Source organism: Agrobacterium fabrum str. C58, assembly GCF_000092025.1.
GTDB lineage: Bacteria > Pseudomonadota > Alphaproteobacteria > Rhizobiales > Rhizobiaceae > Agrobacterium > Agrobacterium fabrum.
In genome coordinates this window covers 437636-452341 of record NC_003063.2, presented here as the reverse complement: position 1 = coordinate 452341, position 14706 = coordinate 437636, and the positions used below count along the sequence as shown (strand labels likewise).

Genomic DNA, 14706 nt, shown 5'->3' with positions numbered 1-14706 from the left:
CCCGATTCAGCCGAGTGCCTGGCTGGTCAATGCGAATGTCTTGAATTTTGTGTCGGCTGCGATCTCGGCTTTCGGCCGGCGCATGGCGATGCCGCCGCCGACATGGGCAAGGCCGCGTTCTGCAAGCCAGGGGGCAAGGCCTGCATCCACTGTCGTATCCACGCGCAGGAATTCACCGGCGCGTTCGGACATTACGAAAGCAATCAAATCTTTTGCAATTTCAATGTTTTCCGCAACGACCGGGCCAATGACTTCACCACGTCCGAAGGCGCGCAGGGCCGCAAAACCCTTGATGACGCCCTGTTCCTGCACGAGTGCGAAACGGGCGCGTTCTGCAAGCACGGCAAAGAGATTGCCTCGATCTGCGCCGAAGGCCTGGGCATCAAGCACGGCAAGTTCGGCTGGCTCGACCTTATCTGCCCATGCAACGCCGACCGGCCGGTCGGTGGCGAGCGGGACGGCCTGATATTGAAGCACCTGGCCGCAGGCGACAAAGCCCATTTTTTCGTAAAGCGGCAAGCCATCGGACGTCGCCGTCAAACGGCATTCCCGATTTTCTGCTGCTGCCATCGCCGCCTGCATCAACTGACGACCAACGCCGCGGCCTCGCATGGCCTCATCAACGATCACCATATTCACCGTGGCGCAACTGTCGCCAAGAAGGCTCGCCATGGCGGTCCCGACGACGCGCCCGTTATCGAGCGCGACGAAACCCTTGCTGATGGAAAGGGCCAGCGCCCAGTCGTCCTTGCGGTGCGGCCACCCTGCCTGGCGGGATAATTCAACCGCTGCGTCGAGATGGTCAGGTTGAAATGCCTGGATATCGATGAGGTTGGCCTGCATGCTGGAACTCCGTTTGTTCTTGTCATTCATTGATAGACTGATGCGGGAAGAAGATTGTCCCGACAAATGGGAAGGTTCGATATGTTTCGCTGTTGCTTTTATCCGCCGCCGCATCTTATGCCGCCGCTTGTCGGCATCGGGCGGTGGACCCGGGGCGGGCCATGGCTTTCGGTTAGCCTCAACGCAACTCTCTGCCAAACTGGCAGTCGCATACGCAACAATCTGCTTCCGTGAGCAGCAATTGCGGTGCGCCGATCGGACAAAGGCCTCTATGATCTCATTATTGCAGCCACCACCAATCCCCAAGCAAGGATGACGACGAGATGACCATCTTCCGCCCCAAATACATCACTTTCGATTGCCACGGCACGCTCATTCATTTCCAGATGGCAGAGGCTGCCCGCGATCTCTACGGTGATCGTCTGGGAGAAGCGGAGATGGAGGAATTCATCAAGAATTTTTCCGCCTATCGTCTGGATGAGGTCATGCATGACTGGAAGCCTTACGCAGACGTCGTTCACAATGCTCTGTCGCGCACCTGCAAGCGCAATGGTGTTGCTTTCAAGGACGAGGATGCGGCAATGGTCTACGAGCGGGTTCCGACCTGGGGGCCGCATGCGGACGTTCCGGCAGGTCTGTCAAAGGTCGCCAAGGAGATCCCGCTGGTTATTCTGTCCAACGCCATGAACGCGCAGATCATGTCGAATGTCGCAAAACTCGGCGCACCGTTCCATGCCGTCTATACGGCCGAACAGGCACAGGCCTACAAACCGCATTTCAAGGCTTTCGAATATCTGTTCGACATGCTCGGTTGCGGCCCGGAGGAAATCCTGCACGTGTCGTCCTCCTTCCGTTACGATCTGATGTCGGCGCATGATCTTGGCATCAAGAACAAGGTCTGGGTCAACCGCGGCCATGAGCCGGCAAACCCCTATTATGGTTACACGGAGATTTCGGATATTTCCGGTCTTGCGGGCGTTGTCGGACTGTAAGAAAGGGACTGGATCATGAAGCTCGTCTCCTATTGGCACGACACGGCGCCCCTGTTTGCGGGGGCGGCGCAAGGTCCTGTCGAAGGCCACTATGATGTGGCCGTCATCGGTGGCGGCTTCACGGGTCTCGGTGCCGCGCGCCAGCTTGCGAAAGCCGGTGCGCGTGTCGTCGTTCTGGAAGGGCAGCGTGTCGGCTGGGGTGCCTCTGGCCGTAATGGCGGCCATCTCAATAATGGCCTTGCCCATTCCTATCTTTCCGCCAAGGCCGAACTCGGCAAGGAACGCGCCATCGCTCTATACCAGGCGCTGGATGCTTGCATCGATACGCTGGAAAGCCTTATTGCCGAGGAGAAGATCGACTGCAATTTCCGCCGGGCGGGCAAGCTTAAAATGGCGTCGAAACCACAGCATTTCGAAGGACTTGCCAGGAATTTCGAAGCAGTTCACGCCGAGGTGGATCCCGATACGGCGCTTTTGTCCGAGGCAGATCTGAAGGCGGAAATCGGCTCGCCTTTTTACGGCGCGATGCTCTCTAAGAAAAGCGCCATGATGCATATGGGCCGTTATGTCGCCGGCCTTGCCGAAGCCGCCAGCCGGCATGGCGCGGTGATTTTCGAAAACGCTGCGGTGACGAAGCATACCCAGAACGGCAAGCTCCATGATCTGGAAACCACACGCGGCAAGGTGACGGCCGATAATGTGCTGGTGGCAACCGGCGCCTATACGCCGTCCGGATTCAGCTATTTCCGCCGCCGCATCATCGCCGTTGGCAGCTTCATCATCGCCACGCGGCCGCTGACGGACGCCGAGATCAAGGCATCGGTTCCGGGCAACCGTACCTATGTCAACTCCATGAATATCGGCAATTATTTCCGTCTTGCGCCGGACAATCGCTTGATCTTCGGCGGCCGTGCCCGTTTTTCCGCGACCTCGGACCAGCGTTCCGACGCCAAGAGCGGCGAGATTCTGAAGGATGCCCTGCACCGCATCTTCCCGCAGCTTGCGCATGTGCCGATCGATTATTGCTGGGGCGGGCTGGTGGATATGACCAAGGACCGTTACCCGCGCGCCGGTTTCCATGACGGCGTCTGGTACGCCATGGGTTATTCCGGCCACGGCGCGCAGCTTTCCACCCATCTCGGCATGATCATGGCCGACACCATCATGGGACGGCCGGATACCAACCCTCTGAAGGGGCTGGACTGGCCGGCAGTGCCGGGCCATTTTGGCAAGCCCTGGTTCCTGCCTCTGGTGGGCCTTTATTACAAGATGCTCGACAAGTATCAGTAATTCAAAGCGGCCTCCGGGCCGTTTTTGTTGCGTCGGCACAAAAAGAAGGGCCGCAGAGCGGCCCTTTAGGCGGGGAGAAAGAAACAGGGGTCAGGCAAGTCCGCCGATGTGGAACGTCTTCGTTTCCAGATATTCTTCGATGCCGACCTGCGCTCCTTCGCGGCCTAGACCGGATTGCTTGACGCCGCCGAAGGGAGCGACCTCGGTGGAGATCGCACCGGTGTTGAGGCCGACCATGCCGAATTCCAGCGCTTCACCGACGCGCCAGGCGCGCTTGAGGCTCTCGGTGTAGAAATAGGCGGCAAGGCCGAAGGGCGTGCCATTGGCGATGGCGAGCGCCTCCTCCTCCGTCTCGAAGCGGAAGAGCGGCGCAACCGGTCCGAAGGTTTCTTCGCTAGCCAGCTGCATTGCCGTCGTCGCGCCCGTTAGCACCACGGGTGCGGTATATTGCGGGCCTTCCGGCAGATCGCGCGGCCTGGTGATGATCGTTGCACCCTTGGCAACGGCGTCGTCGATATGGGCGCGGATTTTCGCAATGGCCGGTTTGTTGATCATCGGGCCGATGGAGACGCCTGCTTCCGTTCCAGGGCCGACCCGCATGGCGTCGACGCGATCCGCCAGCTTTTTCGCGAAGGCGTCGTAAACGCTCGACTGCACGAGAATACGGTTGGCGCAGACGCAGGTCTGGCCGCCATTGCGGAATTTCGAAACGATTGCGCCTTCGATGGCGAGATCGAGATCGGCATCATCAAAAACGATGAAGGGCGCATTGCCGCCGAGTTCCAGCGACAGCCGCTTGACGCTGTCGGCAGCACCCCGCATCAGAAGCGAGCCGACGCGGGTGGAGCCTGTGAAGGAAATTTTCCGCACCGTCTCGTTGGCCATGATTTCATTGCCGATTTCAGTCGGCATGCCGGTGACGATGTTGATGACGCCGGCGGGAATACCCGCCCGTTCGGCAAGCACGCCAAGCGCCAGCGCCGAATAGGGCGTGAATTCCGAAGGCTTGATGACGACGGTGCAGCCGGTGGCGAGCGCCGGCGCGACCTTGCGGGTAATCATCGCATTCGGGAAGTTCCACGGCGTGATGATGCCGCAGACGCCGACCGGCTCCTTCAGCACCACGATCCGCCGGTCCGGCGTCGGTGAGGGGATGGTGCCGCCGCCGATGCGCCGGGCCTCTTCCGCAAACCATTTGACGAAGGACGCACCGTAGCGGATTTCGCCCTTGGCTTCGTCAAGCGGCTTGCCCTGTTCGATGGTCAGGATCAGGCGGAGATCATCGATGTTCTCGATCATCAGCGCAAACCATTTTTCGAGAAGGGCGGCGCGCTCCGCATGGGTCTTTTTCTTCCATGGACCGAAGGCGGCGTTAGCCGCCTCGATTGCCGCGCGGGTTTCCGCGCCGCCCATATCAGGCACGGTGCCGATAACCGCCTGTGTCGCCGGATCGATGACATCCACCACCTTGCCAGATGCCGCCGCTTTCCATGCGCCGCCGATCAAACCGGTCTGGCGAAAGAGTTCCTTGTCCTTCAAGCCCTGCATCATAATTCTCCGAAATTAGGCGAGTGCCGCGAGAACCGCGGCGGTGATGGTGTCAGTCTTGTCCTTGCCCGGCACGGTGCCGATGCCGCGGCCGGTCGCCGTTTCCAGGGCCGCCATGATTTTCGCGGCTGCATCCTTTTCGCCGAGATGCTCGAACATCATCGCGCCGGACCAGATGGCGGCGATCGGGTTGGCGATGCCGAGATGGGCGATGTCAGGTGCCGAGCCGTGCACCGGCTCGAACATCGAGGGGGCGCTGCGGTCGGGATTGATATTGGCGGAAGCGGCAAAACCGAGGCCGCCCTGAATGGCGGCGCCGAGATCGGTCAGAATATCGCCGAAGAGGTTGGAAGCGACGACGACATCGAGGCTTTCCGGCGCCATCACCATACGTGCCGCCATGGCGTCGATGTGATAGCTTGAGACCTCCACGTCAGGATATTCCGCCGCGAGCTTGTGGGTCACTTCGTCCCAGAACACCATCGAATATTTCTGGGCATTGGATTTGGTGATGGAGGCGAGCTTGCCGCGACGTTTTTGCGCCTGTTCGAAACCGAAGCGCAAGATTCGCTCCACGCCCTTGCGGGTGAAGATCGAGGTTTCGACGGCCACCTCGTCCTCCGTGCCTTGATGCACGCGGCCGCCGGCGCCGGAATATTCGCCTTCCGTGTTTTCGCGGATGCAGAGAATATCGAAGCCGTCGGCCTTCAAGGGCCCTTGTACGCCTGATAGTAGCCGGTGCGGGCGGATATTGGCATATTGCACGAAAGCCTTGCGGATCGGCAGCAGCAGACCGTGCAGCGACACCGAGTCAGGCACCTCCGCCGGCCACCCGACCGCGCCGAGCATGATGGCGTCGAATCCGCGCAGCGTTTCGATGCCGTCCTTCGGCATCATCGCCCCGGTTTCCTTGTAGAAGGCGCAGGACCAGGGGAATTCGGTTCCTTCGAGCACAAAACCGGAGGTTTTGGCGACGGCATTGAGGACCTGCCACGCCGCGTCCGTCACGCTTTGGCCGATGCCGTCCCCGGGGATGAGTGCGATGCGATGCGTTTTCAAGAGAATTCCCCTGTTACAGTCCGATGAGGACGCTTTTGCTCTTGCGGTTGGCGAGATAGGCGTCCCGTCCAAGATCCTTGCCGATGCCGGAACGCTTGTAACCGCCGGTCGGCAGGATGTGGTCGCGCGAACGTCCATAGCGATTGACCCAGATCGTTCCCGCCTGGATAGCGCGCGACAGGCGCAGGACACGCGAGACGTCCCGGCTGAAAAGACCCGCCGCCAGACCGTATGTCGGATGATCGGCAAGCGCCAGAGCCTCTTCTTCCGTGCGGAAGGTCTGTAGTGTCAGCACCGGCCCGAAGATTTCCTCGGTGACGGCGGGCGAGGTCTGGTCGACATTGGCGATCAGCGTCGGCTGGTAGAAATAACCGGGACCATCCATGATTGCGCCACCCGTCAGGCATTCGCCGCCATGGGCGACGGCTGCCTGCACGATACCGTCTATACGCTGGCGCTGCACTTCGGAGATGATCGGCGAATATTGGGTGGCCTCGTCCCAAGTAGGGCCGGGCTTTACCGTCTTCATGCGGGCGATGATCGCGGCGGAAAGGGCGTCGGCCGCACTTTCCTCAACGATGATGCGCGAGCCGGCGACACAGGCCTGTCCCGCATTTGAGAGAATATTGCCGGCGATCGCCGCTGCCGCCTTTTCGATATCGGCATCGGCAAAGACCAGTTGCGGGCTTTTGCCACCCAATTCCAGCGTCATGGGCTTGATGCCGGTGCGGGCGACATTGGCCATGATGGCGGCGCCCGCCGCGGTAGAGCCGGTAAAACTGACCTTGGAAATCTCGGGATGGCCGGTGATGGCGTTGCCCGTCACGGGACCGTCGCCGAGCACGACGTTGATGAGGCCGGCGGGCAGGCCGGCCTTGATGGCCAGTTCAGCCATGAAAATGCTGGAAAAAGGCGTCATTTCCGATGGTTTCAGCACCACGGCATTACCGGCCGCGAGCGCCGGGCCGAGTTTCCAGCCGGCCATCGAGACGGGGAAATTCCACGGTGTAATCGCGCCGACTACGCCATAGGGTTCGGTCATGATCATGCCGAGGCTGGCATCGTCGGTTGGCACGAGATCGCCGCCTTCCTTGTCGGCGAATTCGGCGAAGAAACGGATCTGTTCGGCGGTCACGGCGATGTCGCCGGCGATCAGCTGGCCGACGGGCCGCGTAGAGGACAGGGCCTCGATTTTCGCCAGCGTCTCGGCTTCCTGCTCGATCAGGTCTGCCCAGCGCTGCAGGATTTTCGTGCGTTCGCGCGGGCGCACGCCACCCCAGTTGCTGCTTTTCAGGGCGGCCTTGGCGGTCTGCACCGCTTCATCGACCAGCGCGGCATTCGCCCTGGGGCAGCCGGCATATTCGACGCCGTCCGAGGGGCGATGCATGTCGATGCCGTTTTGAGCCGGGATCAACCGGCCGCCGATGAAATGGCCGATCGGCAAGGTCAGGCTGTCTGGATCGAAGCTGAGCGTCATGGGAAACCCTCTGTGGACATGCCTCAAACCTAGTCCCTGATGGCAAGCAGCATCGACCGACTGCGGCGGCGGCGGTGAACGAAAATCCTGTTTTGCCGCCGGCGGACAGTGCAATCTTCGGTGCGTGTGTCCGCCGGCATTTTCCCGACACAAACCTTCAAGGGCGATGCCGAAATGCAGGATATCGGCTCATCCGTTCACGGTGACGTAGATCTTGCGCACGGTCTCGATGGTCTTCCACACACCGACGAAACCCGGCTTCATGACGAAGCTGTCGCCCGCCGTGTAACGAACCGGTTCGCCGCCTTCGGGGGTGATTTCGATCACGCCTGAAACGATGTGGCAAAACTCGAAGGTCTCACCTTTGATAGAGCGGTTTGCACCGGGCGTTGCTTCAAAAATGCCCGTTTTTACGGTGCCGTCACGGGCCTCGTCCAGCGCCCAGGTCTTGTAGGAGGGATCACCTTCGACGAGGCGTTCCGGCATGGTCTTGGTTTTCTTGGGCTCGAAGGTGGGATTGTTATCGATGGTCTTGAGAAGCGACATGGGGTATCCTTTCCTGGAACGGGGTAGTTTAATATCCGCGGTTGCGATCGACGAGGCCGAGCGGCTCGAGACCGGACTGGTATCGTTTGATGTTTTCGACAACGGTGCGCGCTGCCGAATGCGGCTGGGTGACGCTGGCGACATGCGGTGTCAGCAGAATTTTCGGATGTGCCCAGAAACGATGGTCTTCCGGCAGCGGTTCGGGCTCGGTGACGTCGAGCACCGCGCCGGAAAGCCTGCCGCTATCCAGCGCGTCGATGAGGGCATCGTGATCGAGCTGCCTGCCGCGTCCGGCGTGAACCAGCCCCGCGCCCTCGGGAAGCATCCCCAGACGTTCGCTGTTCAAAAGACCCGTGGTTTCCTCCGTCAGCGGCAGCAGGCAGACGAGAATATCGCTCGTCGTGAGGGTCTTCGCCAATCCGGCCTCGCCATGATGGCAGGTCACGCCATCGATCTCGCGCGGTGAGCGGCTCCAGCCGGACAGCGGAAAACCGAAGGGTTTCAGCCGTTCCAGCGCCGCAACGCCCAGCATGCCAAGGCCGAGAACGCCCACCCGGCATTCTTCCGCCTGGCGCTGGGGCACGGCCTTCCACAGTCCTTGGCGCTGCTGGCCCAAATAGGCGGGCAAATTGCGGTGAAGCGCCAGCACGCCGAGGCTGACATATTCCTGCATCATGCGGGTGATGCCCTCATCCACCATGCGCACGACCTTCACATGGGGAGGGACTGCGTCGATGTGAAACTGGTCGACACCGGCGCCGATCGAGAACAGGATTTCGAGATTGCGGTAGCGGCCTATATCCTCGGGCACCGTCCAGCTGATGAGGTATCGAACAGCATCCGGATTGACGCTCGCGGCATCCATCGAAAAGGGCAGGTCCGGCAGGTCGCGGGCCAGGGCCTGCCGGAAAATCTCGCCGCGCTTGGCGTCGGAATTGAAGAAAAACGTCATCTGAAATCCGTGTTCCGAAGGTTCAAGCCGTGCAGCGGTTTGCCAGTGTTTCCAGCATGGACTGGCAGGCCGAAAGTTCGCCGGTGGTGATATATTCATCCGGCTTGTGAGCGCGGCCGATATCACCCGGGCCGCAGATGATGGCGTCAACGCCCGCCGCCTGGAAAAGCCCAGCCTCCGTGCCATAGCTGACGGCGGGAATGCAGGGCGCGCCGGTCAAGTCTTCCAGAAGCTTTGCAAGCGGCGCATCGCCGGCAAGGGACAATGCGGGATAGTCGCTCATCGGCGTCCATTCGATATCGATGCCCTCAGCGGCAAGCGCCTCCACGCCATCGCGCACCGGCTGAAGCAGCGCGAGTGGCGAAACGCCGGCAATCGCTCGCGCTTCCAGCTCGATGGCGCAATGATCGGGGATGATGTTGAGCGCCTGCCCGCCCCTTACCGTGCCGATCTGCAGGGAGGAATAGGGCGGCTCGAAGGTCGTTTCGAAGGGCCCCTGTGTCAGCTCCTGTGCTGTCGCGACCGCCTCTGCCATGATACCGGTCATCAGGTGGATGGCGTTGACGCCCTGATCGGGCCGCGACGAATGGCCAGATCGACCGCGAATGGTGATGCGCGCGGCGGCCTTGCCCTTGTGAGCGCGCACGGCGCGCAGATTACTTGGCTCGCCGATGATCGCGCCCGCCGGCGGAGCGCATAGTTCCGGCAATCGGGCGATCATGTGCGGCACACCGCGGCAACCCGCCTCTTCGTCATAGGAAAAGGCAATATGCACGGGCCGCTTCAGCGCCATGCGCGAAAATGCCGGTGCTGCGGCGAGAACCGTGGCCAGAAAACCCTTCATGTCGGTGGTTCCGCGCCCGTAAAGACGCTCGCCTTTGGCTCTCAGCATGAAGGGATCGGAGGACCATTCCGGCTCACCGGCGGGCACCACATCCATATGGCCGGAGAGGATATATCCGGCGACATCAGCCGGGCCGAAGCTCGCGAAAAGATTGGCGCGGTCGCCTTCAGGGCCGGCAAGCATGGACACTTTCGCACCGTGGCTTTCCAGATAATCCGCGATCCATCCGGCGATATCGCCATTGGCGGTTCCGACGATCGATGGGAAGCCGACAAGACGCTCCAGAATTTCGATTGCGTTCATGGCTGTCTCCGTCGTTTCAACGGCGAGAGCTTAAAGTGGCTGATGGCGTTTATCTGCTGAAATGCGGGTGATTTCGGTAGATTGTTGTGTCCTTCCAGTGCTTTCGGAAAATTCGTGCTGGCAAGGCTGGTTATCTTCGGATGTCGTGGGCTGGGCTGCCGGGATCAAGGTTCCGCGCCGGAGGAAATGAGAGCCGTTTGCTATGGAGCTGCTCAAAGTCGATAGTTTCGAGTTGCGAACCGTGGATATCGCCGATGTCGAGGCCGATCATCTGCACGCGCTTTCCATGGCGGTGGGGTGGCAATATCACGCGAATGAATGGTGTTTTCTGCGGCAGTGCGGCGTCGGCCTCGCTGCCCTCGATGAGATTGATCGCGTCGTCGCAACCGCGATGCTGTTTGCCTATGATGAGGGTTTCGCAACGCTCGGCATGGTCATCGTTTCCCCACGCCTGCAGGGGCAGGGCGTTGCGCCATGGCTGGTGCGGCGGCTTTTGGCGAAGTTCCCTGTCATATCGCTCCGGATCAATGCCACGGACGAGTCGAGGCGGTTGTTTGCCCGGTTGGGGTTCACCGGAGAAACGGAAAAAGTGCATCTCTTTCGGGGAAAGGTGCAACGTCCGGCCGAGATGCCGCCTGGCCGAAAACAGAAAATCGAGTTGCTGTCAGAAGACCACCTTATCGACGTGGCTGACATGGACCGCGCAGCTTTTGGCATTTCGCGCCGCCGCGTCCTGTTGCGCCTTCTCAAGGAAAAGACGGGTTATGGCCTGTTCGAGGCCGGCCGGCTTGTCGCTTTTGCCTTTCGCCGGGCGGCGGGGCGGGGCCACATCATCGGTCCGGTCGTTGCCGTGGAGGAAATGGATGCGATCATGCTTGTCAGCCGGCATTTTGCCGATCTGGAAGACCAGCTTGCCCGTCTCGATGCCGTGCGCGACAGCGGCGCCTTTTCCGATTTTCTCGCGCAATCAGGTTTGGTAGTGATCGAAACGCTGACGACCATGTCAAAAGACGAGCCGCAGCCGATGGGGTCCGGCACGGCGAGAATTTTTGCGCTGGCGGGCCCTTCCCTGTTCTGACTTTGTGCTGAGCTGCGACACGATCGCAATTGACGCTCCGCCTCTTGCCCCTTATGTGAGAAAGCGACGGTTCCTACAGCCGAAAGGCGAAGGGATTAATAGGGAACATGGTGCGGGCGATCTTTTTCGTCCAATGCCTTGGCTGCCCCCGCAACTGTAAGCGGATTGTTGTTCATCCCAGTGACGCTTGAAGGCGTCATGCCACTGTTTTTTTCGGAATGCGGGAAGGCAGATGAGGGACGCAAATCCGTGAGCCAGGAGACCTGCCGTCAAAATGGAAACCATCGTTACGGGCGGGGAAGCCCGGAGGAGGAATTTGTAATGTTATTTCATAACATTTCGTTTGCGTCCTATAACCGTTCTCCGTACAAGACGTCCCGCTGTTGCTGCGCGTTCTGACGCCTGCTGCTCTGGAATAAGTTTTACTTTCGACTGGAGAACACATGTTTCATTCTAGACGCCTGCCGGTTCATGCCGGCTTTCTGGCCGCCGTGCTTTGGGCTTTGCCCTTTGTCGGTGCAAATGCCGCCGAAACCACCTATCCCCTGACGATCAACAGCTGCGGTCAGGAGATCACTTTCAAGCAGGCACCCGCCCGCACCGTATCCGTTGGCCAGAGCACGACTGAGGTTCTTTACCTGCTCGGCGTTGCCGACAGGGTCGTCGGCACGGCGCTGTGGATCGGTCCGGTTCTGAAAGGTTATGAGGAGGCCAATGCCAAGGTCGAACGGCTGGCCGATAATGATCCTAGCTTCGAGACGGTTGTCGGCAAGAGGCCGGAGCTCATCACGACGCAGTTCCAGTGGCAGATCGGTCCCGAGGGTGTTGTCGGCACGCCGGCGCAATTCGCCGAACTCGGCATTCCCGTCTATACCTCACCTGCCGATTGCGTCGGCAAGGACAATTCCGGCGGCGGGGATGGTGTGCGCAATACCGGCTTCACCATGGAGCTGATCTATCAGGAAATCCGCGACCTCGCCAAAATCTTCAACGTGCAGGGGCGCGGTGAAGAGGTCGTTGCCGACCTGAAGAAGCGCGAGGAAGCTGCACGGGCCAAGATAGCCTCCGCGAATGGCAAGCTTTCCGCCGTCTTCTGGTTCTCCAGCGCCGAACTGGATATCGACCCCTATGTCGCCGGCCGCAACGGCGCTCCCGGTTACATCATGTCCGCGCTGGGCTTAAAGAATGTCATTGAAAGCGATGAGGAATGGCCAACCGTCGGCTGGGAGACGATCGCCAAGGCCAATCCGACCGTGATCGTAGCAGGCAAGATGGATCGCCGCCGCTTCCCGGCGGACGATATCGCCGTCAAGCGCAAGTTCCTGGAAACCGATCCCGTGGCGAGCATCATGCCCGCCGTCAAGCAAGGCCGTGTGTTCGACATGGATGCGCAGGCGATGAACCCGACCATTCGCACCATCGAAGGTATTGAAACGCTGGCCGAGGCGATTTCGGCCGCTGGCCTCGCCAAGTGAACCGTTTCTCCACCCATCTTGGCAGGGCGGGGCTGGCATTTGCAGCACTCGCCCTGCTGCTTGTCGCGCTGATGGCCGGGGCGGCCATCGGCGAGACCGCCATTCCTTTCGATGTCGTCGCAAAGACGATTGCCAACCGCGTTTTCCATGCGGGTTATCCGCTTGAGCCGCTGGATGAGGGTATTGTCTGGAGTTACCGCCTCAGCCGCGCGGTCGTTGCCGCCTGCTGCGGGGCGTCGCTGGCGCTTGCCGGGGCGGTGCTGCAATCGCTTTTGCGCAATCCCCTTGCCGATCCCTATATTCTCGGCATCTCCGCGGGTGCCTCCACCGGTGCCGTCGCCGTGGCGCTTCTGGGTTTCGGCGCAGGGTTTCTGACAATGCCGGCCGGTGCGCTCATTGGCGCATTCGTGGCTTTTTCGCTGGTCAGCCTTCTGGCCGTGCGGGCGGGGCATGGTAACAGCGCCATCATTCTGGCGGGCGTTGCGGGTTCGCAATTGTTCAACGCCATGACCTCCTTCATCGTCACCAAATCCGCCAATGCCGAACAGGCGCGCGGCATCATGTTCTGGCTGCTCGGCAATCTTTCCGGCGTGCGCTGGCCGGATGTCTGGCTGGCCTTGCCGGTCAGCCTTGCGGGCCTTGCCGTCTGCCTCTGGTATGCCCGGGCGCTCGATGCCTTCGCTTTCGGTGGTCAGGCGGCAGCCTCGCTTGGTATTCCGGTGCGCTGGGTCTATGCGGTGCTGATCTCCGTTTCCGCAATCATGACGGCTGCGATGGTGTCGCTGGTCGGTTCCATCGGTTTTGTCGGGCTCGTCATTCCGCATGCCGCGCGCATCTTCGTTGGTGTCCGCCATGGCATATTGCTACCGGTGACGGCGCTGACCGGCGCGGTTTTCATGATCATCGCGGATATTCTCTCGCGCATCGTCATTCCGGGCCAGGTGCTGCCGATTGGGGTCATCACTGCGCTCGTCGGCGCACCCGCCTTCGCCTTCATCCTGGGGCAAAAGAGAGGTCGGTCATGAAATTATTCGCCCACGACCTGCATTTCCATGCCGGCAATATCGATATCGTCCGAGGCGTCTCGTTTGATGTTGGTTCCGGGGAGTTTCTCGGCATCATCGGCCCGAACGGGTCCGGCAAGAGCACACTTCTGTCCATGCTCGCCGGTATCCGCAAACCGCGCCGGGGTCACGTCACGCTTGGCGAGGAGCCGCTTGGCTCATTGGGGCGGCGCGACCTTGCCCGCCGGCTCGCCTTCGTGGAGCAGCAGGCCGAAACCACCGAGCGCATTACCGCGCGGCAGGCGGTGGAGCTTGGGCGCACGCCCTATCTCGGCCCGCTTTCTGCCTGGTCGCAGAATGACGATGCCGTCGTTGATGCAGCACTTGCCAATGTCGACATGGCTGACAAGGCGGAGCGCAGCTGGCACCACCTTTCCGGCGGTGAACGGCAGCGCCTGCATATTGCCCGAGCCTTGGCGCAGGAGCCGCACATCCTGCTGCTGGACGAACCGACCAATCATCTGGATATCGGCCACCAGATCGGCTTGCTCGATCTGGTGCGCCGGCAGGGGCTGACGGTCGTGGCGGCGCTGCATGATCTCAATCATGCCGCCATGTTCTGTGACCGCGTCGCCATCCTGCATCGCGGCGAGATGATCGCGGTCGGGCCGCCGCGTGAGGTCCTGACGGCGGCAACGATCGCCGACGTTTTCGGAGTGAAATGTGCGGTCACCACGGATGAGGGCGGTTTTTCCCATATTCGTTTTCTGCCGGCCCATGGGCGGGCTGATCCAGCAAGGAAAGTACTGGCACGATGATGACATTGCCGACGCTCGTAAGCGCCGCTGCAAAGGCCAGACGGTTTTATGCCGCTGCCGCAATTGCCGTGGTAGTCGCAGGGTTTCCCCTTCATGCTTCGGCCGAGACAATGGTGTTCGAGCCCGATTTCCTGGAGATCGGGCCTGGCGACCGCGTGCGCTTCGTGCCGACCCACAAGAGCCACAATGCCGCGACCATCGACGGCATGGTTCCCGAAGGTGTCGAAGGGTTCAAAAGCCGGATCAATGACGAGTTCGAGACCGGGTTCGAAAAACCGGGCTTTTACGGCATCAAATGCTCGCCGCATTACGGCATGGGCATGGTCATGCTGATCAAGGTGGGAGAGGCGGCCTTGCCGCAAAGCTACAGGGAAGTCGAAGTGCCCGGTCGTGCCAAGACCCGGCTTGATGATCTTTTCGAGCAGGCGGGAAAATGAGTATTCTGCGGAAGTCTTGATTGGCGTTCTGGATTGTCCG

General features: G+C 60.8%; 14 protein-coding genes and 1 riboswitch. Of the genes, 7 read left to right on the top strand and 7 right to left on the bottom strand.

What is annotated here, in order from left to right; all coding sequences use genetic code 11:
* Positions 1-6: 6 nt before the first annotated feature.
* Positions 7-843, bottom strand: coding sequence for a GNAT family N-acetyltransferase (locus ATU_RS15765; protein WP_010973013.1), 837 nt, complete (start codon positions 841-843; stop codon positions 7-9).
* Between the two features lie 323 nt (positions 844-1166).
* Between ATU_RS15765 and ATU_RS15760 the strand changes: the two genes are divergently transcribed.
* Positions 1167-1835, top strand: coding sequence for a haloacid dehalogenase type II (locus ATU_RS15760; RefSeq protein WP_010973012.1), 669 nt, complete (start codon positions 1167-1169; stop codon positions 1833-1835).
* 15 nt (positions 1836-1850) lie between these two features.
* Complete coding sequence (locus tag ATU_RS15755; protein ID WP_010973011.1) at positions 1851-3125, top strand: NAD(P)/FAD-dependent oxidoreductase; 1275 nt, start codon at positions 1851-1853, stop codon at positions 3123-3125.
* 90 nt (positions 3126-3215) lie between these two features.
* On the opposite strand, the gene ATU_RS15750 is transcribed toward ATU_RS15755, so the two are convergent.
* The 6 genes from ATU_RS15750 to argE form a co-directional block, all read right to left on the bottom strand.
* The gene (locus tag ATU_RS15750) at positions 3216-4673 is read right to left on the bottom strand and encodes an NAD-dependent succinate-semialdehyde dehydrogenase (RefSeq protein WP_010973010.1); all 1458 of its coding nucleotides are present in this window, start codon (positions 4671-4673) and stop codon (positions 3216-3218) included.
* Positions 4674-4688: 15 nt separating this feature from the next.
* On the bottom strand, positions 4689-5732 hold the full coding sequence (locus tag ATU_RS15745) for a tartrate dehydrogenase (RefSeq protein WP_010973009.1): 1044 nt from the start codon (positions 5730-5732) through the stop codon (positions 4689-4691).
* Between the two features lie 13 nt (positions 5733-5745).
* A complete protein-coding gene (locus ATU_RS15740; protein ID WP_010973008.1) occupies positions 5746-7209 on the bottom strand; it encodes an aldehyde dehydrogenase family protein in 1464 nt (487 codons plus the stop codon).
* A 189-nt stretch (positions 7210-7398) separates the two neighbouring features.
* Complete coding sequence (locus tag ATU_RS15735) at positions 7399-7755, bottom strand: cupin domain-containing protein (RefSeq protein ID WP_010973007.1); 357 nt, start codon at positions 7753-7755, stop codon at positions 7399-7401.
* A 28-nt stretch (positions 7756-7783) separates the two neighbouring features.
* Positions 7784-8707, bottom strand: coding sequence for a 2-hydroxyacid dehydrogenase (locus ATU_RS15730; RefSeq protein WP_010973006.1), 924 nt, complete (start codon positions 8705-8707; stop codon positions 7784-7786).
* 22 nt (positions 8708-8729) lie between these two features.
* Positions 8730-9854, bottom strand: coding sequence for an acetylornithine deacetylase (argE, locus tag ATU_RS15725; RefSeq protein ID WP_010973005.1), 1125 nt, complete (start codon positions 9852-9854; stop codon positions 8730-8732).
* A gap of 202 nt (positions 9855-10056) precedes the next feature.
* Between argE and ATU_RS15720 the strand changes: the two genes are divergently transcribed.
* The 5 genes from ATU_RS15720 to ATU_RS15700 all read left to right on the top strand — a co-directional run bounded on the left by ATU_RS15720 (position 10057) and on the right by ATU_RS15700 (position 14666).
* The gene (locus ATU_RS15720; RefSeq protein ID WP_010973004.1) at positions 10057-10932 is read left to right on the top strand and encodes a GNAT family N-acetyltransferase; all 876 of its coding nucleotides are present in this window, start codon (positions 10057-10059) and stop codon (positions 10930-10932) included.
* Positions 10933-10982: 50 nt separating this feature from the next.
* A riboswitch (cobalamin riboswitch) is annotated at positions 10983-11217 on the top strand.
* 158 nt (positions 11218-11375) lie between these two features.
* A complete protein-coding gene (locus tag ATU_RS15715) occupies positions 11376-12407 on the top strand; it encodes an ABC transporter substrate-binding protein (protein WP_010973003.1) in 1032 nt (343 codons plus the stop codon).
* On the top strand, positions 12404-13432 hold the full coding sequence (locus ATU_RS15710; RefSeq protein WP_035257361.1) for a FecCD family ABC transporter permease: 1029 nt from the start codon (positions 12404-12406) through the stop codon (positions 13430-13432). Before ATU_RS15715 ends, ATU_RS15710 begins: the two co-directional genes overlap by 4 nt.
* The gene (locus ATU_RS15705; RefSeq protein WP_010973001.1) at positions 13429-14229 is read left to right on the top strand and encodes an ABC transporter ATP-binding protein; all 801 of its coding nucleotides are present in this window, start codon (positions 13429-13431) and stop codon (positions 14227-14229) included. The genes ATU_RS15710 and ATU_RS15705 overlap by 4 nt, the downstream gene beginning before the upstream one ends.
* Complete coding sequence (locus tag ATU_RS15700; protein WP_010973000.1) at positions 14226-14666, top strand: pseudoazurin; 441 nt, start codon at positions 14226-14228, stop codon at positions 14664-14666. The genes ATU_RS15705 and ATU_RS15700 overlap by 4 nt, the downstream gene beginning before the upstream one ends.
* The last annotated feature ends 40 nt before the right edge of the window (positions 14667-14706 follow it).